This is a genomic window from Acidovorax sp. IB03, assembly GCF_016406015.1.
Lineage (GTDB): Bacteria > Pseudomonadota > Gammaproteobacteria > Burkholderiales > Burkholderiaceae_C > Acidovorax > Acidovorax temperans.
Genome location: NZ_JAEFCH010000013.1, coordinates 56,637 through 81,699, shown reverse-complemented (window position 1 = coordinate 81,699; position 25,063 = coordinate 56,637). Strand labels below are relative to the sequence as shown.

Sequence of the window (25,063 nt, the reverse complement as noted above, 5' to 3'; positions counted from 1 at the left end):
AGGCGACGCGCGAGGTCGTGCAGGCTTCGAACAACGAGACCGTCCGTTGCGTGAGCCTGGAAGTAAAAAACAACCAAACCCACTGAACTACCTCGCGCCGAAAAGATCACAAGAGGCTGCGCACCGAATCAGGTGATGAAATGAACCGCCACCCAATAAACCCAGCCTGCTGATAACCACCCGCCGTCTCCAGCTACACCGCAACAACGAACCTTGCGGCAAATTTTTATATCGCCAGCCAGACGAAGACCGTACATGGCAAACGCGATTCTGACAACAGCACTTTCCTGAGATGCGGATGGACTAGCGAAACGTCGCACTCAAGCTCGCCGGCCGAAGAAATCATTTGCACATCGAGCCGCATCACCTTCGAGAGTTTTGGCATCTGCCCGGACCATCACACAAAGGCGATTGAGCCCGCATACCAGCGAAACACCGGGACCAATACCAAGCCACCAACTGCATCGCTACTACGTAACCAACCCGAAGTTTGACCCTCTGGGGTGTGCGAAGAAACGCCCAAAATTCCACATCACAGCACCCAGAATTGTAGCGCGCCTTGCGCTATATCATTGACACGAAACCTAGGAGTTATCCACGAGCAGGGCCATTACGCAACATGGCGCGCATGTCATTCAAGGAAACTGCGCTGCTGGAGCTAACGCGTACCCGTGGCGCAGGCTTGAATGCGTGGCCGTAAATGATTTCAAAGGTCAAGGAAAGCTGCCCCGAGCCACTTCCGTCTATCAGGCGCTGCTCAAGGGCCTTGTACAGTTGTTCGCGCCACGCCCGCCCGCGCAATGCGGCAAAACGGTCCGGGTGCAGGTTACACCCCAGCTCACGCAACTCCTCCAAAAGGCGTTGGGGCGTGGCAAACGTGAGCGTGATGCGCTCCATGTCCATCACGGGCTCAGCGAAACCCGCCTGAACCAACATATCACCCCAATCATGCATATCGGTAAAGGCGTGCCCTGCGGGCGGCCAACCCATGTCTGCGTAAACCGCCCGCAACTCTTTGGCAGTGTCGGGCCCAAGACAGGAAAACATGAGGTAGCCATCCACAGCGAGCGCACGGTGCCACTGCGCCATCAACGCCTGGGGGTCAGCCACCATATGCAAGGCCATATTGGCCCACAACATTTGTACCGCACCTTCGTCTGGCATCTCCAGACGCACCTGCTCACCCGTCCAGCGCGACCACCACGGTTTGCTGAGGGATTGGGAGGCAGCTTCGCGCGCCTTGCGGGTGGTCTCCACCACAAAGCAGCAGGCCTTGGGATAGCGTGCGCTTACCAGGGCGTGCCCTTCAAGGCCGCCTCGAACTGCCTCCCAGTTACACCAGGCTACGGGCGTCTGACGAATCCACTGAAGCCGGTCCTCCATACGCCGCGCGACCTCCTCATGCAGCCATGGGGACAAGGCGGGAGCGCTCTCGTGCCAGCGAGCTGCGGCGATGGGGTCGATTGTGGGTGGACGCTCGGTAGGCATGGGGCTTCGCAGACCTGATCAAAGGGCAGGCGAGTATATTGATTGCATGCATTTCGGGCGCATGTCAGGTCTCTTCCGCTCCGTATCGCACTGGCTGGAGCACATACCCAGCCAATGCGCGGTGTGCCATGCATGGCCTGCGCAAAGGGTGTGCAGTTCGTGTGTGGCACGGTTTGCACAACCTACCAATCGCTGCAAACGCTGTGCACTGGAGGTGCCCGAGCCAATGGAAGTGTGCGGTGATTGCCTGCTTCGCCCCCCGGATCTGGATGCCTGTGTGGCTGCCGTGTCTTATGGGTACCCCTGGGCACAAGCCATCAAGGCTCTGAAGTTTCAGGAAGATCCTGGTTGGGCTGCCACCTTGGCGACTTTGCTGCACCGAGCCCCAGCGGCGCAAGTAGCTATCGCTCAGGCCGATGAAGTGCTCTGCGTTCCGCTGTCTCGGCAACGGCTTCGCGAACGGGGGTTCAACCAATCTGCGCTGATCGCGCATGCGCTGGCTCCAGAAAAAGCCAACCCCCATGCATTGCTGCGCCTGCATGACACTGCCGCGCAAAGCGGCTTGAATCGATCTCAGCGTTTGAACAACCTGTGCAACGCATTCATGGTGGAACCAAACATCTCTTCGCAACTGAAAGGTAAGCGGGTGATCCTGGTGGACGATGTGATGACCACGGGCGCCACGCTGAACTCCATAGCCGCCACCTTGCGCGCTGCGGGTGTCGAGCACATCACTGCAATGGTGATTGCTCGCACCGAAAGAGACTGAGCACGGCCCCCGCTCTAGCGCGGGGAGCCGCACTTGCCTCAAGCTCCTTTGCGCCACCGAGCCTGCAGGGCAATGATCTCGCCCATGATGCCTCGGCGGAATGCAAGCACGCACACCACGAAGATCAGACCGGTGACCACGGTAACCGACTCGCCCAGGGTCTTGAACCACTCCACGCTGGTCATCATGGCCAGCAAGTTGCCCAGCTCACCAATCTTGTTCTCCAGCAAGACGACCACGGCCGATCCCACCAGAGGTCCCGACAGGGTGCCCAGACCGCCCACCAGGTTCATCAAGATCACCTGCCCCGATGCTGTCCAGTGCACATCAGACAGTGTGGCAAAGCCCAAGACCAGCGTCTTCAACGAGCCTGCCAGGCCGGCAATCGCCGCCGACAACACAAACGCCAGCAGCTTGTAGCGATGGGTGTCGTACCCCAACGAGATGGCACGAGGTTCGTTTTCCTTGATGCCTTTGAGCACCTGGCCGAAGGGCGAATGGATGGTACGCACAATCAGGCAGAAAGCCGCCACCACGATCACGAGGGCCACGTAATACATGGTCACATCGTTTTGGAGATCAATCAGGCCGAGCAGCTTGCCACGTGGCACGCCCTGCAGACCATCTTCACCACCGGTGAAAGGCGCCTGCAGACAGACGAAGAACAGCATCTGCGCCAGGGCCAGGGTGATCATCGAGAAGTAGATACCCTGACGCCGAATGGCAAGCCAGCCGAAGATCAGCCCCAACAAGGCACCACCAAAGGTGCCCAGCAACAGGCCGACTTCAGGGGTCAGCCCCCAGACTTTCATCGCGTGACCAGCCACGTACGCGGCGCCACCGAAGAAGGCCGCGTGGCCGAAAGAGAGAAGCCCGGTGTAGCCCAGCAGCAGGTTGAATGCACAGGCAAACAGGGCGAAGCACATGAGCTTCATGACGAACACGGGATACGCACCAACAAAAGGTGCTGCAACCAGGCCCAGCAACAGCAGGCCGTATCCCACATTGGTGATTCTTTTTGAGTTCATGGTGTAGCCCCTTATTTCTCTTTGCCGAACAGGCCGGCGGGGCGAATGAGCAGAACAATCACCATGATGACGAACACCACAGTGGACGATGCTTCGGGATAGAACACTTTGGTAAAGCCCTCGATCACACCCAAGCCGAGCCCGGTCAGGATCGAACCCATGATGGAGCCCATGCCGCCAATCACCACCACGGCGAACACCACGATGATGAGGTTTTGCCCCATGAGTGGCGACACCTGATAAACCGGAGCGGCCAGCACACCTGCAAACGCAGCCAATGCGGCACCGAATGCATAGGTCAAGGTCACCATCACTGGCACATTCACACCAAAGGCTTCCACCAGGCGAGGGTTCTCGGTACCAGCGCGAAGGTATGCGCCCAGCTTGGTCTTCTCGATCACGTACCAAGTCGCAATGCAGACCACCACCGACGCCACCACCACCCAAGCACGGTAGTTGGGCATGATCATGAAGCCGAGGTTGGTCGCACCTTCCAGCAGCTCGGGCGTGTCATAGCCGAGGCCAGACACCCCGTAGATGGAGCGAAACACGCCTTCGATCAGCAAGGTGATCCCCAGCGTCAGAAGCAGGCCATAGAGATGGTCCAGCTTGTAGATCCAGCGCAGCAGCGTGCGCTCGATCACGATGCCAAAGATCCCGACCACCAGCGGTGCCAGCAGCAGCATCCACCAGTACCCAATGCCCAGGTAGGTCATGGCCATCCAGGTAATGAGCGCCCCCATCATGAACAGCGCACCGTGCGCAAAGTTGATCACGTTGAGCAGCCCGAAGATGACCGCGAGGCCCAAGCTTAGGATGGCATAGAAAGACCCGTTGACCAGCCCCAATAGGAGCTGGCTAAGCAGGCCTGGCAGTGAGACACCGAAAATTTCCATGGGATGCTGCGCTGGTGATAAGTAGAGATCAGGTCAAGGGCGTGTAAAGCGTTACAGCCGAGCGGTTATTTCCAGTGCTGGCACTTGCTCTCGGCCTTGGTGGTGAACACCGCTTCGCCAGGCAGCTTCTTGACCATCTTGTAGTAGTCCCAGGGCTTGGTCGACTCAGATGGCTTCTTCACTTCCATCAGGTACATGTCGTGCACGTAACGGCCATCAGCACGGATCTGGCCCTTGCCGAAGAAGTCGTCAATCTTCATCTTCTTGAGCTCGGCCATCACCTTGTCCGCATCGGTGGTCTTCGCGGCAGCCACGGCCTTCAGGTAGGTCATGGTGGCGGAGTAATCAGCCGCTTGAATTTCGCCGGGCATGCGCTTGGTCTTTTCGAAGTAGCGCGCCGCAAACTTGCGGGTATCGTCATTCAGGTCCCAATACCAGCTGGTGGTGAACTGCAGACCTTCGGTGTTGCGCAGACCCATACTGTGGATGTCGCTGATGAAAATCAGCAAACCGGCCAGCTTCATGTTCTTGGTGATGCCAAATTCCTTGGCCGCCTTGATGGCGTTGATGGTGTCACCACCCGCATTGGCCAGACCCAAGATTTGGGCCTTGGAGTTTTGCGCTTGCAGAAGGAAAGACGAGAAGTCAGAGGCGTTCAGAGGATGGCGCACCGAACCGACCACGCTACCGCCCTTGGCCTTCACCACCGCTGTCGTATCAGCTTCCAGCGCCTGACCGAAAGCGTAGTCAGCCGTCAGGAAGTACCAGCTCTTGCCGCCTCCGTCCACAATCGCAGAGCCCGTGCCTTTGGCCAGCGCCACGGTGTCATAGGCATAGTGCACTGTGTAGGGGGTGCACTGCTCGTTGGTCAGAGCCGACGAGCCAGCGCCATTGTTGAAGTAAACGCGTTTCTTCTCTTCTGCGACCTTGGCAATGGCCAGGGCCGTGCCAGAGTTGGTGCCGCCAAACAGCATCGTCACGCCTTGGGTGTCCACCCACTCACGCGCCTTCGAGGCAGCAATGTCGGCCTTGTTCTGGTGGTCCGCCGAGATCACCTCGATGGGCTGGCCCAGCACCTTACCGCCGAAGTCGTCGATGGCCATCTGGATGGCCAGAGCGCCGTTCTTGCCTTCCACGTCGGAGTACAGACTGGACATGTCTGTGATGAAACCGATCTTGACCTTTTCCTGAGCGTGCGCGGCCGAGGTGGCCAGGCCCGCGGCGCCGAGCATGAGGGCCAGCACTGTGAGTTTGTTCTTCATGGATCTGTCTCCTGTGGGTGTGATGAAACGAAAACGAACGGAGGGTTGCTAAGCGATCAAACGCCCAGCAGCTCGGTGAGCACAGGCATCTTTTGCTCCAGCTCAGCAGCGCCAAACTGCTCAACGATGCGACCATGCTCCATGACATAGAAGCGATCAGCCAAAGGTGCAGCAAAACGGAAGTTCTGCTCCACCATCACCACGGTGTAGCCCTTTTGGCGCAACGTCGTGATCATTCGGGCCAGCGCCTGGACGATGACCGGAGCCAAGCCCTCGGAGATCTCATCGAGCAGCAGCAAGTTGGCACCGGTGCGCAGAATGCGCGCCACTGCCAGCATCTGCTGCTCACCGCCCGAAAGCCGGGTGCCCTGGCTGTTGCGACGCTCCGCCAGATTGGGGAACATGGCATAAATCTCTTGCACCGACATACCCGGTGTGCCCGTCTTGAGCGCAGGCGGCAGCAGCAGGTTTTCTTCGCAAGACAAGCTGGAAAAAATGCCACGCTCTTCAGGGCAGTAGCCCACGCCCAGGTGGGCAATGCGGTGGGTGGGTAAACCCACGGTTTCCACGCCATTGATCTTGACCGACCCTTTGCGGGCGCCCGTCAACCCCATGACAGCGCGCATGGTGGTGGTACGGCCAGCGCCATTGCGGCCCAGCAAGGTCACCACTTCACCGGGTTGCACGACGATATCCACGCCATGCAGAACATGCGATTCACCGTACCAAGCCTGCAGGCCACGAATTTCCAGCGTTGGCGTTTTCGATGTGGGAGAGACCATCTCAATGCGCTCCCTGCAGTTGACCGTCAGTCGTACCCATGTAGGCTTCCATCACTTGGGGGTTGCTTGATACCTCGGTATAAGGCCCTTCGGCCAGTACCGCTCCGCGCTGCAGCACCGTGATGCAGTCGGCAATCGTGGAGACAACTTTCATGTTGTGCTCCACCATCAGGATGGTGCGTCCTGCAGACACTTTTTTGATCAGCTGCGTGACGCGGTCCACGTCTTCGTGCCCCATGCCCTGCGTGGGCTCGTCCAGCAGCATCAGCTCGGGCTCCATCGCCAGCGTGGTGGCAATCTCGAGGGCACGCTTGCGGCCGTAAGGCAGGTTGACAGTGACTTCATCCGCCAGGTCGTCCAACCCCACCTCGGTGAGCAATTGCATGGCGCGGTCGTCCAGCTGGCGCAGGCTGCGTTCGCTGCGCCAGAAATGGAAGGAGGTACCCAGCTTGCGCTGCAAACCCAGCCGCACGTTTTCAATCAGCGTGAGGTGGGGGAAGACAGCCGAAATCTGGAAGGACCGGATGACCCCACGGCGCGCAATCTGCGCGGGCGCCTCCGCCGTGATGTCGTGCCCGTTGAACTGGATCGAGCCCGATGTGGGCACCAAAAATTTGGTGAGCAGATTGAAGCAGGTCGTCTTGCCCGCTCCGTTGGGTCCGATCAACGCGTGAATGGAGCCCCGGCGGACAGCCAGGTCCACGTTGCTGACAGCAGTGAAGCCTTTGAACTCTTTGGTCAGGCTTTGTGTTTTAAGGATCACGTCACTCATTGGGCCTGGTTCACTCCGTGGTGCGGGAAGAAAATTCGCCTGCACTAACGCAGGCGATCTACCGGTCTATTGGCCTGCATCGTATGTCTGGACAGACCTTCGCAGGTACTGGTACTAATGCCTATGTAGTAACGCCTATGTACTAACGCCTATGTACTAACGCCTATGTAGTAATGCCCATGCCAAGCCGCAATGTGTCCACTGACAAACAACCACCAACACCAGGCGCTCCAAGCCCTACCATGGGGGTATTGCGGGCCTGTGACCCCCGCCTTCAAAACCCTCTCACGCCATGCCCTCACCCCGCCCCGACACCCCCAGCCCGCGTGGCAAACCCCGCTCACTGACCGGGCTGCTGCCCTTCCTTCACCCCTACAGAGCGCGCATTGCATGGGCCCTGCTCTGCCTGGTGATGGCAGCACTGGCCACGCTGGCGTTTCCGCTGGCACTGCGCAATCTGATTGACACCGGGCTGGTCTCGGCAGATCGCGCTGACCAGGCCATGGCGCTGCGGGAGCACTTTGGTGCGCTGTTCCTGGTGGCGGTGGCGCTGGGTGTGTTTTCCGCCGCCCGCTTCTATGCCGTGAGCTGGCTCGGCGAGCGGGTCACCGCCGATCTGCGCCAGGCGGTTTACAGCCATGTGCTGCGCCAAAGTCCCCAGTTCTTCGAGAGCACGCAAACCGGCGAGGTGCTTTCACGGCTGACTGCAGACACCACCCTCGTGCAGACCGTGGTGGGCTCGTCGCTGTCGATGGGGCTGCGCAATGCCGTGATGGGCATCGGCGCCTTGGGCATGCTGGTGTGGACCAACCCCTATGTCATGTCGGTAGTGTTGCTGGCCGTGCTGCTGGTGGTGCTGCCCGCCATGTGGATCGGCCGGCGCGTGCGGCGGCTCTCGCGCGACAGCCAGGACCGCGTGGCGGACTCCAGCGCCATCGCGGCCGAGGTGCTCAACGCCATTCCGGTGGTGCAAAGCTATACGGCCGAGCAGCGCGAAGCCTCGCGCTTTGCCACGGCAGCCGAAAGTGCGTTTTCCACCGCTGTGCAGCGCACCCGCGCACGCTCCGTGCTGGTGGCTTTCATCATCATCGCCAACGCCGCCTTGCTGCTGTGGGGGCTGTACCGCGGCACGCAGGCCGTGCTGGCGGGCGAAATGACCGCAGGGCACCTGGGGCAAACGGTGGTGTACGTGATGCTGCTGGCGGGCGCTGTGGCCGTGCTAGGCGAGGTGTATGGCGACCTGCTGCGCGCCGCAGGCGCGACCGAGCGCCTGATGGAACTGCTGGCCAGCGAATCCCCGGTGGCAGAACCCGCCGCCCCTGTGCCACTGCCGTCCACGGGCCAGGGGCTGGCGGTAGAGTTTGCTTCGGTGCAGTTTCGCTACCCCTCGCGGCCTGACAAGCCCGCACTGGAGGATTTCTCGCTCACCCTGGCGCCCGGGGAAACCGTGGCCTTGGTGGGTGCCAGTGGCGCTGGCAAGACCACTGTTTTCCAGTTGCTGCAACGCTTTTATGACATTGAGCGACCTGCCGGGCACGCCCAGCGTTCCGGCATCTTCTTCAATGGGGTGGACATTCAGGACATCGCACTCACCACGCTGCGCAGCCACATTGCCACCGTTCCCCAGGATGCAGTGATTTTTGGCGCTTCCGCGCTCGAAAACATCCGCTATGGCACCCCTGGCGCGACGGCAGAGCAAGTCCAAGCCGCCGCCCAGGCGGCATTTGCCCACGACTTCATCATGGCCCTGCCCCAGGGGTACGACACCTTCCTGGGCGAGCGCGGCGTGCGGTTGTCTGGCGGGCAAAAGCAGCGCATTGCCATCGCCCGCGCCATCTTGAAAAACCCGCCGCTGCTGTTGCTGGACGAAGCCACCAGCGCGCTGGACGCCGAGAGCGAACGCATGGTGCAGGCCGCGCTGGACACCGCCATGCAGCGCCACACCGGGCAGCGCACCACCCTGGTCATTGCCCACCGGCTGGCCACGGTGCAAAACGCCGACCGCATCGTGGTGCTGGAGCATGGCCGCATCGTCGAGCAAGGCACCCACGCCACCCTGATGGCGGCCCAGGGCGTGTACGCGCGGCTGGCGCAGCTGCAGTTCACCGCATAAAGCCGGGAACCGGCGCTGCGGCAACGACAATAGCGGGATGTTCCACATTGTTCTTGTCGAGCCCGAAATCCCTCCCAACACCGGCAACGTGATCCGGCTGGCAGCCAACACTGGCTGCACACTGCATCTTGTAGAACCGCTGGGCTTCTCCATGGAAGACCGGCTCATGCGCCGCGCGGGGCTGGACTACCACGAGTACGCCCAGGTCATCAAACACCGCAACTGGGCTGCGTTTTTGAGCGAGGCCCAGCCCGACCCCACCCGCATGTTTGCCCTGACCACGCGCGGCACGCGCGGCGTGCACGACACGGCGTTTCAGCCGGGCGACTGGCTGGTGTTTGGCTCTGAAACGCGCGGGCTGGCGCCTGAGCTGCGCGACAGCTTCGACCTTGGCCAACGCGTGCGCCTGACGATGGTGCCAGGGCAGCGCAGCCTCAACCTCTCCAACGCCGTGGCGGTCACCGTGTTTGAGGCCTGGCGGCAAAACCACTTTGCCATGCCCGATCCCTCTTCTGGAAAGACCCCTGCCTGACGGGCATCAGCTCACGGTGTCGATGCCAGGGCAGCACTGCGCCAGCTTGCGTTGCTGCACCAGTTCCTGCACCCGTTCGCTCAGAAAGTCGAGAAACACCTTGGTGCGGGCGGGCAGCATGCGCCCCGATGGCAGCGCCGCATACACCGTGTAGCGGGCGAAGATCCACCCTGGCAGCAAATGCACCAGCTCAGAGCGCGCCAGGTGCTCCTGCGCCAGCAAGCGGGGCACCACGGCCACGCCCATGCCATCCAGCGCGGCGCGCATGAGCACCTCGGTGCTGATGGATTGCAACACCACCGACGGCACATCCACATCTTGCGCGGGGCGCTGTCCGTCGTCGCTCAACAGCCGCAGCTTGCGCCCCCCCACAGAATGCACGCGGGCCACGCTGGAATCGCGCAGGTAGTCGTGGTGCTCCAGGTCTTGCGGCTGCAGGGGCAGGCCTTTTCGCTCCAGGTAGGCGGGTGACGCCACCACGATCGACTCACCCTGCATCAACGGCCGGGCCACGATGTTGGCGTCAAACCCCTCGGCGGCCACCATGAAGGTCACATCGAACTCATCCACGCGCGCTGAAGCGTAGGGATCAATGTCGATGTCCAGCATCAGCAGCGGCTGCTGGGCGTGCCAATGGCTCAGCATGGGGGCAAGAAAATTCGTGGCGACCACGGGCGGCGCCACCACACGAACGGTGCCACGCAAGTCGCGGGTGCTGGCGGCAGCGGCGGCTTCGGCGTCCTCGATCTCGTGCAGGATGGCCCGCACGCGGGCCAGATAGGCATCTCCCGCTTCGGTCAACGCCAGCTTGCGCGTGGTGCGCTGCAGCAAGCGCGTGCCCAGGTGCTGCTCCAGGTCGGCCACCAGCCGGGTCACCACCGGGGGCGAGAGTTCCAGCAAACGGGCGGCCGCTGCAAAACCACCCTCATCAACAACGGTCTGGAACACCCGCATGGTCAAAAGTCTATCCATTTGGGCAATTATTCATCAGCATTCTTTTTGATTGTTTCTTTTTTCGGAATGATTCATTGCCGTGCATGCTATTTTTCAAAGGGAAAACCCTAGATAAAGTTCACCCCATCGATGAGCGATGCCGCCAGGGACACTCACCGAGGCAGGGGCCCACCGGCACATGGTGTACCGGGGCAGGCCTTGAGAAAAGCTCAATTTTGAAAGGGAATTTTCATGAACTCGTACCGCACACTCGCCGTTGCCGCCCTCGCTTTCAGCGCCTTCGCCGCCCAGGCTGACTCCGCCGTGCCCCGCGATGGCGACTGGAACAGCTACCCGCTGACCAGCCAGACCCACTCTTCCCTGACCCGTGAAGCCGTGGTGGCCGACTTGGTGGCCTCACGCGCCGCAGGCACCCTGCCCCGTGACGGTGAGTGGTACAACGTGCCCGCTCCTTTGAACATCCAAGGCGTCACAGCCACGGCCGGCACCGATGCAGGCAAGAATTCCGTAGCTGCCTCCCAGTCGGGCCGCAGCACTGCTGCTGAATAAGCCAGGCGCCACCATCAAAAAAGGCCTGCCGGGAGAAACCCCGGCAGGCCTTTTTGCTGGTGTGAAGAGAAAAGAGATAGTCAGGCCGCAGCGCCATAGTTGCGCGCCAGCGATTCGGCCACGCACACGGGCTTGTCGCTGCCTTCGCGCTCCACCGTCACCAGCCAGGTCATTTGCATGCCATCGGGCTCAATGCGCTCGGCAGCCTGCAGCAGCAGCCGGGCGCGCAGACGGCTGCCCACCGGCACGGGCGCCGTGAAGCGCACGCGGTTGAGTCCGTAGTTCACACCCATGCGGGCGCCTTCGATGGCGATGCCTTGGTCGAAGAACTTGGGAATCAACGACAGCGTGAGAAAGCCGTGCGCGATGGGCGCGCCAAAGGGCCCGGCCTTGGCACGTTCAGGGTCCACGTGGATCCACTGGTGGTCGCCCGTGGCGTCGGCAAACAGGTTGACTTGCTCTTGCGTGATGGTGATCCAGTCGGTCACGGCCACTTCCTGGCCCACGCAAGCGCTGACTTCGGTGTAAGAGCGGAAGGTTTTCATCGCCCCAATGTAGCGCCGCGCCGGGGGGAGGGCTTGTCCGGCACGTGACACGACGGGCCACCCGTGGGGCGCGGGTGAAACTCAGGCGCTCAGACACCCCATCAGGCGTCCAGCCATTGGCAAATGCTTTGCCACTGCTCCAGGTCGCGCGCCACGCGGGTGGTGGCTCCCACGTCAAACACCGAGAGCCCCTGGGCCGCCAGATGCACATAGTTTTGCGTGTCGCGCACATAGCCCAGCACGGGCAGGCCCAGGCCTTCCACAAAGTGGTGCAGCTGCTCGGCCGAGCGGGTGCGCTCGTCAATGCGCATGCCCACAATGCCCACTTGCACGCCAGCGGCGTGGCGGTGTTCGCGCAGCTTGTCGAGAAACGCCTGGGTGGCGTAGATGTCGAAGATGCTGGGCTGCAGCGGCACGATGACCTTGTCGGCCATCTTGAGCACGTCTTTCAGGGCGCTGCCGTGCAGGCCTGCGGGTGTATCGAGCACCGCGTGCGTGGTGCCCTTGGGCGGCTTGGCCAGGGCATCCACATCGGTGTCCCACCGGCCGATGGGGGCCACGGTGGCGGGGCGCAGGCTCAGCCACAGGTGGGCAGATTTTTGGGGGTCCACATCGCCCAGGATGACCGGATGCCCCTGGCTGGCGTAGTAACCCGCCACGTTCGTCGAAAGGGTGGACTTGCCCACACCCCCCTTGGGATTGGCAACAACAACCACTGGCATGTTGACCTCCTGGCGAAGAAAATAACAAACAAAAACAGGCTCCAGCGCTTATTCAGCAAGCGCTACCAGCTACCAAATCCATAGCAAACCACCCACCTTGCACACACGCAGTGCAGGGCTGGGCAAACACCTCAGGCGTGCTGGCCGCCGCGCTTGACGAAGAACAGGCCCGCGCCCACCGCCATCAGCAGCCCGCCAAAAACGCGATTTTGCATGCGCATGGCGCGGGCGCTGCGCATGAGGCGGCGCAGGGCGCTGGCACCGGCAGCGTAGCCGTGCATCACCACCACGTCCACCGCTACGGTGGTCGCGGCCATGACCAGCAATTGCGACCACAGCGGGCGCGTGTCGGTCATGAACTGGGGCAGCACCGCCACCATGAAGATGATGCCCTTGGGGTTGGTGGCGTTGGTCAAAAAACCGGCCAGGCAGCGCTTGGTCCACGGGCCAGCGGGTGCCGCTTCGTCGCCGTGAAGGGGGGAGTTGTCGCCCGCCCGCCACTGGCTGAAACCCACGTAAATCAGGTAGCAGGCGCCCGCCACCTTCACCACGCTGAAGGCCACTTCAGACGCCAGCAGCAGCGATCCCACGCCCGCCCCGGCAATCACCAGGATGAGTAACAGCCCGAGCTGCAAGCCCAGAATGGTGGCGCTGGCCTTGCGCACGCCGTACGAAAGCCCGTGGCTCATCGACAGCACGGCGCCCGAGCCGGGTGATACCGCAATCAGGCAAGACGCCGCAAAAAACGCCAACCAGGTCTGGAAATCCATAGCAAACACCGCGATGAGGAGCCGAGGGGGGACAGCATCATAGCGCCTTCTTTGCAAAGAAAGTGGCCTTGCGGCAAGCCAGACAAGCGCAGAATGCTATTAAAAAAATAGCGATAATTCCGCACTGGGCGGCGGTGCCAAAATCCTGCAGCCCCCCCCTCCAGCCTTCACCTCTTTTAGTCCTCATGGAACACGCACCCACCTGGCTCACCTACGGACTGATGTACCTGAGCGCCGCCGTGCTGGCGGTGCCCCTGGCCAAGGCGCTGGGGCTGGGCTCCATCATTGGCTACCTGGCGGCGGGCATTGCCATTGGCCCGTGGGGCCTGGGGCTGGTGAGCAATGTGCAAGACATCCTGCACTTTGCCGAATTTGGCGTGGTGCTCATGCTCTTTTTGGTGGGGCTAGAACTGCAACCCAGTCGCCTGTGGGCCATGCGCCGCCCCATCTTCGGTACCGGCAGCGCGCAGGTGCTGGGCTGCGCCGCCGTGCTGTTTGCGGCGGGCTGGCTGGCCGGGCTGCCCTGGCGCATCAGCCTGGTGGCGGCGCTGGGGCTGGCGCTGTCGTCCACCGCCATAGCGCTGCAGGTGCTGGCCGAGCGCAACCTCATGCGCACCAGCAGCGGGCAGGCGGGCTTTTCGATCCTGCTGTTCCAGGACGTGGCGGCCATTCCCATCCTGGCGCTGCTGCCCCTGTTGGGCGCGGCCGCGGGGGCCAGCGACGACCATTCGGCGGGCGAGGTGCTGCTGGAGGCCCTGAAGATCGTGGGCGTGATCGGCGCCATCGTGCTCGGCGGTCGCCTGCTGCTGCGCCCCCTGCTGCGCTGGATTGCCAAGAGCCGCACGCCTGAAATCTTCACCGCCGCCTCGCTGCTGCTGGTGGTGGGCATTGCGTATTTGATGGTGATGGTGGGCCTGTCGATGGCGCTCGGGGCCTTTCTGGCCGGGGTGCTGCTGGCCGACAGCGAATACCGCAGCGAGCTGGAAGCCGACATCGAGCCCTTTAAGGGCTTGCTGCTGGGCCTGTTCTTCATCGCCGTGGGCATGAGCATCGACTTTGGCGTGCTCATGCGCTCGCCCTGGCTCATGGCAGGTATCCTGCTGGGGTTTCTGGCCCTCAAGGCGGTGGTGATCTACACCCTGGCCAAAGTGGCAGGCGTGCCTTATCAAGAGCGGCCCGTGTTCACCCTGCTGCTGGCGCAAGGGGGCGAGTTTGCCTTCGTGGTCTTCCAGGCCGCCGCCGGGGCGCAGGTGTTTTCGGCCGAGACGGCCTCGCTGCTCATCGGTGCGGTGGCGCTTTCCATGCTCATCAGCCCGCTGCTGCTGGTGCTGGTAGACCGCGCCCTGCTGCGCCGCTACGCCCAGCTCAAAACCGCCGCGCCGCCCGCGCAAGAGATCTCGGAGCCGCAGGAAGCCCCGGTCATCATCGCCGGCTTCGGCCGCTACGGGCAGATCGTGGCGCGTGTGATGCTGGCCCAGGGCATACCCACCACCGTGCTGGACCACAGCGTGGAAATTCTCGAGATCGCCCGCGCCTTTGGCTACCGCGTGTTTTATGGCGACGCCACCCGGCTGGACCTGCTGCGCATTGCCGGGGCCGAGCACGCCCGCGTGCTGGTGGTGGCGGTGGACGACCCCGAGCAATCCCTCAAGATCGTCACCCTGGCGCGCAAGCACTTCCCGCAATTGCAGTTGGTGGCTCGCGCACGGGACCTGACCCACTGGAACGCGCTGCGCGACCTGGGGGTGACACTGGTGCAGCGCGAGCTGTTCGAGTCCAGCCTTGAAAGCGCCCGCACCGTGCTGGAGCTGATGGGCCAGAGCCCCACGCGGGCGCAGGAGATGACCCGGCGCTTTCGCGAGCACAACATCACGCTGGCCGACCGCATGTACCCCCACCACAAAGACCGCGCCAAGATGATGGCCGTGGCCCGCGAAGGCCGCGCCCAGCTGGCCGAGCAAATGGCCAAGGAACGCCAGGAACACACCGAGCGCGAAGCCAGGGCGCAGATCTACCCAGGGTATGGCGGAGTGGAGAATGCTGGAGAAGGCGGCAAATCTACCAACGCCCGTGATTCAGATAAAAATAGGCTCTAGCGCTTATTCGTAAAGCGCTTCAAGCTACTTATTTGATAGCAAATTAACACTTGAAACAGGGCTACCGGGTTTTGCCCCGGCCATGCGCAGAGAGGGCCGATCCTATAGTGGCGCGCAAACGCTTTCGCGCCACTTTATTTGGCGCGTAAAATATTTTCGCGCCACTTTATTTGGTGCAATGCCGATTCGCGCCACTAGGAGCCTCGAACATGCCCCGCCTCACGCCGCCCCAAGCGCTGGACCAACTCGCCGAATGGATCAACACCAGTACCGACGAGGTAGGCATTGACGGTCTCCTCCAGCAGCATGGCAACCGCATACCCCGCCGAACGCTGCAGCGTCACCTGGCGTTGCTGGTGGAGCAAAAACGCATAGGGGTGCGCGGCGAAGGCCGGGCCACCCGCTACCACCGCCTGCCACAGCCCGGCGCATCTGCGCAGACATCCACCGCTGTGGCAACAGCAGTGCCCCCCAGCACCGCAGACTACGTCCCCACCTCCAAAGAGGGCGCAGACATCCGTGCCACTGTCTCCCAGCCCCGCCACCTGCGTAAACCGGTGGGCTACCAACTGGACTTTTTATCGAGCTACGAGCCCAACCACACGGCCTACCTGCCGCCGGGCCTGCGTGAACAACTGCACAGCCTGGGCCGCTCACCGGCAGACCAAACACCTGCGGGCACCTTTGCCAAAGACATCCTCCAACGCCTGCTCATCGACCTGTCTTGGGCCTCCTCCCACCTCGAAGGCAACACCTACAGCCACCTCGACACCGAACGCCTGATCGAGTTCGGCCAGGCCGCCGAAGGCAAAAACGCGCTAGAAACCCAGATGATCCTGAACCACAAGCAGGCCATCGAATACCTGGTGCTCAACCCCGAAAACGCCCGCGTACACACAGACACGCTGATCGCGCTGCACGCCTTCCTGTCCGACGGCCTGATGGCCGACCCCACCGCCGTGGGCCGCATTCGCCGCCGCGCCGTGGAGATCGGGGGCAGCGTCTTCTTACCCATTGCCTTGCCCCAACGGCTCGAAGAACTCTTCGGCATCGTCACGCAGATGGCCGCCGAGATCACCGACCCGTTTGAGCAAGCCTTCTTCTTGATGGTGCACCTGCCGTACCTGCAGCCGTTCGAGGATGTGAATAAACGCGTCTCGCGCCTGGCCGCCAACATCCCCTTCATCCGTCACAACCTGTGCCCGCTGTCGTTCATCGACGTACCGCAGCAAGCGTATGTGGACGGCATGCTGGGCGTGTACGAACTCCACCGCGTGGACCTGCTGCGCGATGTGTTTGTGTGGGCCTACGAGCGGTCTTGTCAGCAATACGTGGCGGTGAAGCAGAACCTGGTGCCACCAGACATTTTTCGGCTGCGGCATCGACAAGCGCTGGCGGAGGTGATTGCAGCCATCGTGCGGCAGGGGGATGCGCCCACGGAGCAGGCGGTGACAAGCAGGATGCCAGCTTCCGTTGCGGCGGCCGACCACGCGCATTTTGTGCAACTGGCGCTGGCCGAGTTTGGCGCGCTGCACGCCGGGAATGCCGTGCGGTTTGGGATCCGGCCGCTGGAGTTTGGGGAGTGGGAGCGGCGTGCCCAGGACATGAAGGGGTGAAGGCAGCGGGCCTGCCAACGCCAATAATTCAGACAAAACAGGCTCCAGCGCTTATCCATCAAGCGCAAACAGCTATAAATTAAATAGCAAAACCACCCTCACACCCGCTGGGCAGGCCCATGCGCCGCAGCGACGCACGACAATCGCGCCATGAAATGGATCGACGCCCCCTGGATTGAACTGCTGCGCATCGCCCTGGAAGTGGCGGCAACCGTGGCCTTTGCCCTGTCGGGCGTGATGATGGCGGCGCGCAAGCGGTTTGACGCGGTGGGTGTGTGCGTGGTGGCGTTTGTGTCGGCCTTCGGCGGCGGCACGCTGCGCGACTTGCTGTTGGACCAGCGGCCCTTCTTCTGGGTGCGGCACACCGAATTTGTCTGGGGCATTCTGGGGCTGAGCGTGGCCGCCATGCTGTTCATGCGCCAGCGGCACTTTCAACCCACCGAGCGCGCCATGCTGCTGCCCGACGCCATCGGCCTGGGGCTGTTCGCTGCCGTGGGCGTGGACATTGCCACCGCTGTGGGCATGCCCGCGCTGATTGCCGTGATGATGGGCGTGACCACCGGCGTTTTTGGCGGCGTGCTGCGCGATGTGCTGTGCAACGAGGTGCCCCAGGCATTCAGCGACCACCGCCCCTACGCGCTGTGCGCCTTTGCCGGCGGCTGGGCCGATGTGGCACTGCGGCAGGTGGAGGGCACCGTGGTCAGCCCCTTGCTGGCGTGTGTGCTGATCACGGCCGGTCTGCGGGGTTTGGCGCTGTGGCGCAACTGGGAGCTGCCCGCCTGGCGGGTATGAACGGGGCCAGGCCGTAAAATCGCGCACCCAGCCCCTGGATGTACACCACGAATTGCTGACCCCCATGAACACACCTTTTTGCCCTCCCTCCCACGCAGTTGCCGAACCCGCGGCACGCGGGGCCCTGCGCCGCCGCTGGCGTACCCCGCTGGCGGCCGCAGCGCTGATAGGCGCCGCAAGCATCGCTGCACTGACCCCCGCCCAGGCGCAGGTGGTCAACCCGCTGGGCGCCGTGCGCAACTTTCCTGACGCTGCAGAGCGCGGCACGCTGACCATCCTGGGGGTGCAAGAGGCGCGGCTCAACAGCCGCGACATCCGCATGGCCCCCGGCATGCGCCTGTTCAGCCCGCAAAACACACTGGTGCCACGCCACACCGTGATCGGCCAGACGTACAAGGTCAACTACGTGCTTGAAGCCAGCACCGGCATGCTGCACGCGGCCTGGATCCTGAGCGAAGCCGAGGCGGCCAAGCCGCTCAAGGGCAAGAACCCTGCGCCCACCAACATCACCACGGACAACGTTCTGAAGTAACGCGTCCGGCCGCCGCACCTGCGGCAGCGTTTCGGCCCCTCAGGATCCTTGGGGCTACCCCACCCTCAGTCACCGCGCCCCGTGGGCAGCGGTGTTTGCTTGCTATTTGTGAAATTGCCATGGCCAAAAAAGTCTTTATCAAAACCTTCGGCTGCCAGATGAACGAGTACGACTCGGACAAGATGGCCGACGTGCTCAACGCCGCCCAAGGCTACGAGCCCACCCAGAACGTGGACGAGGCCGACCTCATCCTTTTCAACACCTGCTCGGTGCGCGAAAAAGCGCAAGAAAAGGTCTTCAGCGACCTGGGCCGCATCAAGCACCTGAAGGCACGCGGCGTGAAGATTGGCGTGGGCGGTTGCGTGGCCAGCCAGGAAGGCGCCGAAATCATCAAGCGCGCCCCCTATGTGGACGTGGTGTTCGGCCCGCAAACCCTCCACCGCCTGCCCGAGATGTTGAACCAGCGCGAGCAACTCGACAAACCCCAGGTGGACATCAGCTTCCCCGAAATCGAAAAATTCGACCACCTGCCGCCCGCGCGCGTCGAAGGTGCCTCGGCCTTTGTGTCGATCATGGAAGGCTGCAGCAAATACTGCAGCTACTGCGTGGTGCCCTACACCCGTGGCGAGGAAGTAAGCCGCCCGTTTGACGATGTGCTGGTGGAAGTGGCCGGACTGGCCGACCAGGGCGTGAAAGAAATCACCCTGCTGGGCCAGAACGTGAACGCCTACCTGGGCAAGATGGGTGGCACGGCCGAGATTGCCGACTTTGCGCTGCTGCTGGAATATGTGTCGGAAATCCCCGGCATCGAACGCATCCGCTACACCACCAGCCACCCCAACGAGTTCACACCCCGGCTGATCGAGGCCTACGCCAAGCTGCCCAAGCTGGCCAGCCACCTGCACCTGCCGGTGCAGCACGGCAGCGACCGCATTTTGATGGCCATGAAGCGCGGCTACACCGCCATGGAATACAAGAGCACGGTGCGCAAGCTGCGCGCCATTCGCCCCGACCTGGCCATGAGCAGCGACTTCATCGTGGGCTTCCCCGGCGAGACCGAAGACGACTTCAACAAGATGATGAAGCTGATCGACGACATTCACTTCGACAACAGCTTCAGCTTCATCTTCAGCCCCCGCCCTGGCACGCCCGCCGCAGGCCTGCACGACGACACGCCGCACGACGTGAAGCTGCGCCGGCTGCAGCATCTGCAGAGCGTCATCAACGCCAACATCAAGTCCATCAGCGAAAGCCGTGTGGGCACGGTGCAGCGCATTCTGGTGGAAGGCGCTTCCAAGCGCGATGCAGGCGAGCTGATGGGCCGCACCGAATGCAACCGCGTGGTCAACTTTGCCGGCCAGCCCCGCTTGGTGGGGCAGATGGTGGATGTGACCATCACCGAGGCCAAGGCCTACACCCTGCGCGGCGAGGTGCTGGTGCGCGAGGGCGCAGCCCTCACCGCCTGACTTTCACCGCCTGCCCCTCACGGCCATGGCCCAGGAAGCCACCAGCCCCGCCAAGGCCCGGCACTACGGCCCGTCCTTCCAGCAACTGCTGCTGCTCGCGTTCTTGCTGATCGCGGGCTTGCTGGGCACCAGTGCGCTGCGCACGCTGTTCACGCTGGAAGCGCTGATGACCGAGAGCCAGGCCAGCGCCGCACAGGCAGCGGCCCTGAACGTGGCCGCGCAAACCCTGAACCAGCGGGGCCAGGCGCTGGAGCGTGCAGCGCGCCAGTCACTGGTGCTGGGCGATGCACAACTGCGCCAGAGCTTTGACGACATGGCGGCCGATGCGCGGCGCCTGGTGCAGCAGCTGGAAGACGCGGGGCTGCCGCCCGAGCACGCCCGGCAGTGGCGCTGCCATATGGACACCGTGCACGAGCTGCTGCGCGCGCCGCCCGGCTTGTCGCTGGAGCACGAACGCAGCGTGGCCGATGAATTTGTGGCGCTGGACAACCTGCACGCGGCCATCAGCCAGGCGGTGCAGGAACTCAACGCGCGCAAGAGCAGCGAACTCGACGCCATGGTGCAGGCCAGCCGCGAAGCCGTCACGCACCAGCTGCTGGGCGCCATCGTGCTGGCCCTGGTGCTGGCACTGTCTCTGGGCGTGTGGCTGGCGCGGCCCTTCAAGCGGCTGGAACGCGCCATTCGCCGCCTGGGCGAGAACCAGCTGGAGCGGCCCGTGGCCATCACCGGCCCGGCCGACGTGCGCCGCGTGGGCCAGCAGCTGGAATGGCTGCGCCTGCGGCTGCTGGAGCTGGATGCCGACAAGGCGCGCTTTTTGCGCCATGTGTCGCACGAACTCAAAACCCCGCTGGCCGCGCTGCGCGAAGGCGTGGCCCTGCTGCAAGACGGTGTGACCGGGGAGCTGACCGAGGGCCAGAAGGAAGTGGCGCAGATCCTGCACCAGAACACGCTGGTGCTGCAAAGCGAGATCGAAGCGCTGCTGCGTTTCAACGCGGCGGCGTTTGAAGCCCGCCAGCTGCAGCGGCGCGAAACCGAACTCATCGGCCTGCTGGAAGACCTGGTGGAAAGCCAACGCCTGCAGTGGCAGGCCCGCCAGCTGCGGGTGGAGGTGAGCGGCGAGCGCACTACCTTGCAGCTGGACCCCGAAAAAATCGCCTCGGCCGTGGGCAACCTGCTGTCCAACGCCATTCGCTTTTCGCCTGAACAGGGTAGGGTACGCTTGGCCGTTTCGCGCGCGCCCGGTGCGGTGCTGATTGACGTGTCCGACCAGGGGCCCGGCGTGGCCCCGGCAGACAAGGCCCATGTGTTCGAGCCCTTCTTCCGTGGTGAACGCCAGCCAGAAAACGCGGTGCGCGGCACCGGGATCGGGCTGTCCATCGTGCAGGAATACATCCATGCCCACGGCGGGCGCGTGCACCTGCTGGGCGAAGCGCCCCACTCTTTTTTCCGAATCGAACTCCCTGATGCATCCTGAAGCCACCCACCCCCGCCACACGCCGCGCCACCCTCTGCTGTGGGGGGTGGCCTTGTGCGTGGCGGTGCTGGCCGGCTGCGCCACCTCAGCCCCGCAGCCGCAAGCGGCCGAAGCGATCGAGGTGGCACCACCAGCGGCCACGGCAGAGGCCAACCGGACACTAGCGCCCACGCCCCCAGAGCCGACCCTGCCCGAGCTGGAAGAGCCCGCATCCCCCGCCAAAGACCTGCTGCGCGACACACTGGCCTATGCCGACCGCGCGCTTGACGCCAGCGCCACCACCCTGGCGCGCGAGATGGCCCGCCTCTCGGTGCCCGACGACACCAAGCCCGCCCGCCACCTGCGGCTGGCACTGCTGCTGACCCAGACCCGACAGCCCGCAGACACGGCCCGCGCGCTGGGCCTGGTGCAGCGCACCTTGGCCGACGCCAACGCGCAGGAGCTGCACCCCCTGGCCCGGTTGCTGGAAGCGCGGCTGACGCACCAGCGGCGGCTGGAGGAACAACTGGAGCGGCAAGGCCAGCAACTGCGCGATGCCCAGCGCCGCAACGACCAGCTGAGCGAACGGCTCGAAGCCGTGCGCGCCATCGAACGCAGCCTGCAAACACGCCCAGCGCCTGCGGCCGCATCGCCTTCCGCACCCGCTGCGGGCGCCAGCAGCCCGGGCAACGGCACCAAACCCTGATCCCCACACGCCATGCCTTCCTCCACGCCCCCATCACGCCCGGCCCAGCACCGCATTCTGGTGGTGGACGACGATGCCGACATGCTGCGCCTGCTCTCGCTGCGCCTGAAGGCGGCGGGGCACGAAGTGGTGGCTGTGGGCTCGGCCGAGGCAGCCCTGGCCCAGCTCGACATTGCCCGGCCGCAGCTGGTGCTGAGCGACGTACGCCTGCCCGGCAAGGATGGCCTGGCGCTGTTTGACGAAGTGCACGCGCGCCACCCCTCGCTGCCCGTCATCCTGCTCACCGCGCACGGCACCATTCCTGATGCCGTGCAGGCCACCGCGCGCGGTGTGTTCACCTACCTCACCAAGCCCTATGACGGCAAAGAGCTGCTGGAAAAAGTGGCCGAGGCCCTGGCCCTGAGCGCCCCGGCAGTGCACCAGGCGCATGACAACCAGGCATGGCGTGCCGATATCGTGAGCCGCTCGGCCCGCATGACCGATGTGCTGTCCGAAGCGTTCATGGTGGCGCAATCCGATGCGAGCGTGCTGCTGCTGGGCGACAGCGGCTCGGGCAAGGAACTGCTGGCCCAGGCCATCCACCGCGCAAGCCCTCGCGCCTCCAAGCCCTTTGTGGCGGTGAACTGCGGCGCGATTCCCGAAGCACTGCTCGAATCCGAACTGTTCGGCCATGTCAAAGGCGCTTTCACCGACGCCGTGAGCAACCACAAGGGCCTGTTCCAGGCGGCCGATGGCGGCACGCTGCTGCTGGACGAGATTGGCGACATGCCGCCCGCGCTGCAGGTGAAGCTGCTGCGGGTGCTGCAGGAGCGGGCCGTTCGGCCCGTGGGCGCGAGCCAGTCCATACAGATCAACGTGCGCATCATCTCGGCCACGCACCGCAATCTGGAAGCCGCCATGGCTGCAGGCCAATTCCGCGAAGACCTGTACTACCGGCTCAACGTTGTCACGCTGCTGCTGCCCACCCTGGCAGAGCGGCGCGAGGACATCGCGCTGCTGGCCAACCACTTTCTGGACAAGCTGGCCCACAAATACGACAAGCGCCTGTCTGGCTTTGCGCCTGAAGCCCTCAAGGCCCTGACCACCGCGGCTTGGCCCGGCAATGTGCGCCAGCTCTACAACGTGGTCGAGCAGGTGTGCGCGCTGTCCACCACGCCGCTGGTGCCGCTGTCGCTGGTGCAGCGGGCCCTGCGCATTCCGTCGGCCCAGGTGCTGAGCTTTGCCGAAGCACGGCAACGGTTTGAGCGCGAGTACCTGGTGGGCCTGCTCAAGATGACCGACGGCAACGTGGCCGACGCCGCACGGCTGGCCCAGCGCAACCGCACCGAGTTTTATCGGCTACTGCAAAAACACGCACTCACGCCCGGCCAGTTCAAGGCCGACGGCGCCATGGGCGACGATGTCGCCGATGAGCGACAAGAGTAAGTACCTGATTTGCAAAGACTTTGCTTTCCGCACGGGGCAAAGCGTCGCCAGCAGGCGACAAAAACGCGGCATCCAGCCGCCTTGAAGGCCCTTGGCAGGTGCCCGCACAATTGTTTACACGTTGCAGTGCATTCAAGCCATTGATTTAAAAGCGTTTTTTCAAGCTGGCACAGGGTTTGCCCTAGTGCTGGCATGCAAGCTGTTTTTTCCTCCTTTTTTTCGCGCCCGCACCGGGTGGGGCTGCGTGCCGTGGCACTGTGTGCCGCGCTCATGGCCTCGGGTGTCCACGCGCAGATGGTGGACCTGGACCACATCACCCAGCTGGCCAAGCAGCGTGCGGCGCAGCCCTACAGCGCTGCCGATGGGCGCCTACCCCCTGCGCTCGCCGCGCTGAATTACGACCAGGTGCGCGACATTCGCTGGCGCCCCGAACGCGCCCTGTGGCGTGCCGAGCAGTTGCCGTTTGAGGCCATGTTCTTCCACCTCGGTCTGTACCAGCGTGAGCCGGTGCTCATCAACGAGGTGTCGCCCCAAGGCACGCGCCACATCCCCTACCGCACGGCCGACTTTGACTATGGCAAAAACAAGGTGCAGCCCCAAAGCTGGGGCGACCTGGGGTTTGCAGGCTTTCGGCTGCACCACCACCTGAATTCGCCCGCGTACAAGGACGAGCTGGTGGTCTTCCAGGGCGCCAGCTACTTCCGGGCACTGGGCGCGGGCCAGCAGTACGGCCTGTCGGCACGGGGCCTCGCCATTGACACCGTGGGCGGCAAGGGCGAGGAATTTCCACGTTTTACCGAGTTCTGGCTGGTGCGCCCGCAACCCGGCGACACGCAGGCCACCGTGTACGCGCTCATGGATTCGCCCCGCGCCACCGGGGCTTACCGCTTCGACATTCAGCCGGGTGCGCAGACGGTGACCACTGTGCGTGCGCGCATCTTTGTGCGCGGCGGCAGTGCAGGCCCCATCAAGACGCTGGGCATTGCGCCGCTGACCAGCATGTTCCTGTTTGGTGAAAACCAGCCGCGCAAGGACGACTTCCGCCCCGAGGTACATGACTCCGACGGCCTGATGGTGGCCACGGGCGAAGGCGAATGGCTGTGGCGCCCGCTGCAAAACCCCCGGCAGGTGCTGGTCACGTCGTTCGCCACCACCAACCCCAAGGGTTTCGGGCTGATGCAGCGGGACCGGCAGTGGAGCAGCTACGAAGACGTGGAAGCCCGCTACGAACGCCGCCCCAGCGCCTGGGTGCGCCCCCTGCACCACTGGGGCCCCGGCCGTGTGGAACTGGTGCAACTGCCCACGCCCGACGAAACCCATGACAACGTGGTTGCCTACTGGGTGCCGCAGCAGTTACCCGCCCCCGGCACGCCGCTGGAAGTCAGCTACGAGCTGGCATGGCAAGGCGATGAGCAGCAACGCCCCCCCAGCGCCTGGGCCACACAGTCGCGCAAAGGCGTGGGCTACACGCAGCAAAGCGCCGAAGCGCTGCGCACGCAGGTGCAGTACGTGGTCGATTTCACCGGCCCGGCATTGCACGACCTGAAGGCCGACGCACCCGTCAAAGCAGTGGTGACCAGCGACGCCAACGGCCGCGTGCTGGAAAGCGGCGTGTACCGCAACCCAGCCACCGGCCAGTGGCGCATGACGCTGCGCGTGGAGCGCCTGCGCAAAGACCAGCCCATTGAATTGCGAGCCTTTCTTCAACACCTCCAACACGCTGTGAGCGAAACATGGACCCACGTCATTCTTCCCGAGTAGGCCCGAGTGCACCCCGTTTGCAGACACAGGAGCC

General features: G+C 63.5%; 23 protein-coding genes. 13 read left to right on the top strand and 10 right to left on the bottom strand.

Going from position 1 to position 25,063, the window contains the following annotated elements:
* Positions 1-591 precede the first annotated feature (591 nt).
* Positions 592-1,488 (bottom strand): methyltransferase domain-containing protein, encoded by an 897-nt coding sequence (locus tag IHV84_RS09755; RefSeq protein ID WP_198846712.1) that lies wholly within the window; start codon positions 1,486-1,488, stop codon positions 592-594.
* Between the two features lie 277 nt (positions 1,489-1,765).
* Between IHV84_RS09755 and IHV84_RS09750 the strand changes: the two genes are divergently transcribed.
* Positions 1,766-2,257: a ComF family protein gene (locus IHV84_RS09750; RefSeq protein ID WP_338071819.1), complete on the top strand. Its 492-nt coding sequence runs from the start codon at positions 1,766-1,768 to the stop codon at positions 2,255-2,257.
* 38 nt (positions 2,258-2,295) lie between these two features.
* Here the strand turns inward: IHV84_RS09750 and IHV84_RS09745 are convergent, their stop codons facing one another.
* The 5 genes from IHV84_RS09745 to IHV84_RS09725 all read right to left on the bottom strand — a co-directional run bounded on the left by IHV84_RS09745 (position 2,296) and on the right by IHV84_RS09725 (position 6,997).
* A complete protein-coding gene (locus IHV84_RS09745; protein ID WP_066693358.1) occupies positions 2,296-3,285 on the bottom strand; it encodes a branched-chain amino acid ABC transporter permease in 990 nt (329 codons plus the stop codon).
* 11 nt (positions 3,286-3,296) lie between these two features.
* Positions 3,297-4,181 (bottom strand): branched-chain amino acid ABC transporter permease, encoded by an 885-nt coding sequence (locus tag IHV84_RS09740; RefSeq protein WP_066693355.1) that lies wholly within the window; start codon positions 4,179-4,181, stop codon positions 3,297-3,299.
* A gap of 65 nt (positions 4,182-4,246) precedes the next feature.
* Positions 4,247-5,443: an ABC transporter substrate-binding protein gene (locus IHV84_RS09735; RefSeq protein WP_198846711.1), complete on the bottom strand. Its 1,197-nt coding sequence runs from the start codon at positions 5,441-5,443 to the stop codon at positions 4,247-4,249.
* 56 nt (positions 5,444-5,499) lie between these two features.
* Positions 5,500-6,225 carry an ABC transporter ATP-binding protein gene (locus IHV84_RS09730; protein ID WP_066785538.1) on the bottom strand — a complete coding sequence of 242 codons (726 nt, stop codon included), beginning with the start codon at positions 6,223-6,225 and terminating at the stop codon, positions 5,500-5,502.
* Position 6,226: 1 nt separating this feature from the next.
* Complete coding sequence (locus IHV84_RS09725; protein ID WP_198846710.1) at positions 6,227-6,997, bottom strand: ABC transporter ATP-binding protein; 771 nt, start codon at positions 6,995-6,997, stop codon at positions 6,227-6,229.
* A gap of 292 nt (positions 6,998-7,289) precedes the next feature.
* Here IHV84_RS09725 and IHV84_RS09720 point away from each other — a divergent pair, with 292 nt between their 5' ends.
* Together IHV84_RS09720 and IHV84_RS09715 are read left to right on the top strand one after the other, a co-directional pair.
* On the top strand, positions 7,290-9,110 hold the full coding sequence (locus tag IHV84_RS09720; protein ID WP_198846709.1) for an ABC transporter transmembrane domain-containing protein: 1,821 nt from the start codon (positions 7,290-7,292) through the stop codon (positions 9,108-9,110).
* Between the two features lie 37 nt (positions 9,111-9,147).
* On the top strand, positions 9,148-9,642 hold the full coding sequence (locus IHV84_RS09715; protein WP_198846708.1) for a tRNA (cytidine(34)-2'-O)-methyltransferase: 495 nt from the start codon (positions 9,148-9,150) through the stop codon (positions 9,640-9,642).
* Positions 9,643-9,648: 6 nt separating this feature from the next.
* Here IHV84_RS09715 and IHV84_RS09710 read toward each other — a convergent pair whose 3' ends face one another.
* Positions 9,649-10,614, bottom strand: a complete 966-nt coding sequence (locus IHV84_RS09710) for a LysR family transcriptional regulator (RefSeq protein ID WP_044397997.1) — start codon at positions 10,612-10,614, stop codon at positions 9,649-9,651.
* Between the two features lie 213 nt (positions 10,615-10,827).
* On the opposite strand from IHV84_RS09710, the gene IHV84_RS09705 reads away from it, so the two are divergent.
* Positions 10,828-11,145, top strand: a complete 318-nt coding sequence (locus IHV84_RS09705; RefSeq protein WP_066785528.1) for a DUF4148 domain-containing protein — start codon at positions 10,828-10,830, stop codon at positions 11,143-11,145.
* Between the two features lie 80 nt (positions 11,146-11,225).
* On the opposite strand, the gene IHV84_RS09700 is transcribed toward IHV84_RS09705, so the two are convergent.
* From IHV84_RS09700 to IHV84_RS09690, 3 genes are all read right to left on the bottom strand, one after another.
* Positions 11,226-11,690 carry a MaoC family dehydratase gene (locus tag IHV84_RS09700; RefSeq protein WP_044397993.1) on the bottom strand — a complete coding sequence of 155 codons (465 nt, stop codon included), beginning with the start codon at positions 11,688-11,690 and terminating at the stop codon, positions 11,226-11,228.
* A 101-nt stretch (positions 11,691-11,791) separates the two neighbouring features.
* Entirely contained in the window at positions 11,792-12,412 is a 621-nt protein-coding gene (locus IHV84_RS09695; protein ID WP_066694989.1) for a ParA family protein, read from the bottom strand.
* A 131-nt stretch (positions 12,413-12,543) separates the two neighbouring features.
* A complete protein-coding gene (locus IHV84_RS09690; RefSeq protein WP_198846707.1) occupies positions 12,544-13,182 on the bottom strand; it encodes a LysE family transporter in 639 nt (212 codons plus the stop codon).
* Positions 13,183-13,367: 185 nt separating this feature from the next.
* Between IHV84_RS09690 and kefC the strand changes: the two genes are divergently transcribed.
* The 9 genes from kefC to IHV84_RS09645 all read left to right on the top strand — a co-directional run bounded on the left by kefC (position 13,368) and on the right by IHV84_RS09645 (position 25,029).
* Entirely contained in the window at positions 13,368-15,278 is a 1,911-nt protein-coding gene (kefC, locus tag IHV84_RS09685) for a glutathione-regulated potassium-efflux system protein KefC (protein ID WP_198846706.1), read from the top strand.
* A 209-nt stretch (positions 15,279-15,487) separates the two neighbouring features.
* Positions 15,488-16,894 carry a Fic family protein gene (locus IHV84_RS09680; RefSeq protein ID WP_198846705.1) on the top strand — a complete coding sequence of 469 codons (1,407 nt, stop codon included), beginning with the start codon at positions 15,488-15,490 and terminating at the stop codon, positions 16,892-16,894.
* A 150-nt stretch (positions 16,895-17,044) separates the two neighbouring features.
* On the top strand, positions 17,045-17,686 hold the full coding sequence (locus tag IHV84_RS09675) for a trimeric intracellular cation channel family protein (RefSeq protein ID WP_142083659.1): 642 nt from the start codon (positions 17,045-17,047) through the stop codon (positions 17,684-17,686).
* Between the two features lie 64 nt (positions 17,687-17,750).
* The gene (locus IHV84_RS09670; protein WP_370541240.1) at positions 17,751-18,218 is read left to right on the top strand and encodes a hypothetical protein; all 468 of its coding nucleotides are present in this window, start codon (positions 17,751-17,753) and stop codon (positions 18,216-18,218) included.
* Between the two features lie 119 nt (positions 18,219-18,337).
* Entirely contained in the window at positions 18,338-19,684 is a 1,347-nt protein-coding gene (gene miaB, locus IHV84_RS09665) for a tRNA (N6-isopentenyl adenosine(37)-C2)-methylthiotransferase MiaB (RefSeq protein WP_198846704.1), read from the top strand.
* Positions 19,685-19,709: 25 nt separating this feature from the next.
* The gene (locus IHV84_RS09660; RefSeq protein WP_198846703.1) at positions 19,710-21,158 is read left to right on the top strand and encodes a sensor histidine kinase KdpD; all 1,449 of its coding nucleotides are present in this window, start codon (positions 19,710-19,712) and stop codon (positions 21,156-21,158) included.
* Positions 21,148-21,843 carry a hypothetical protein gene (locus tag IHV84_RS09655; protein WP_233099934.1) on the top strand — a complete coding sequence of 232 codons (696 nt, stop codon included), beginning with the start codon at positions 21,148-21,150 and terminating at the stop codon, positions 21,841-21,843. Before IHV84_RS09660 ends, IHV84_RS09655 begins: the two co-directional genes overlap by 11 nt.
* A gap of 12 nt (positions 21,844-21,855) precedes the next feature.
* Positions 21,856-23,268 (top strand): sigma 54-interacting transcriptional regulator, encoded by a 1,413-nt coding sequence (locus IHV84_RS09650; protein WP_066692535.1) that lies wholly within the window; start codon positions 21,856-21,858, stop codon positions 23,266-23,268.
* A 192-nt stretch (positions 23,269-23,460) separates the two neighbouring features.
* Positions 23,461-25,029 (top strand): glucan biosynthesis protein G, encoded by a 1,569-nt coding sequence (locus tag IHV84_RS09645; RefSeq protein WP_198846702.1) that lies wholly within the window; start codon positions 23,461-23,463, stop codon positions 25,027-25,029.
* Positions 25,030-25,063: the final 34 nt, after the last annotated feature.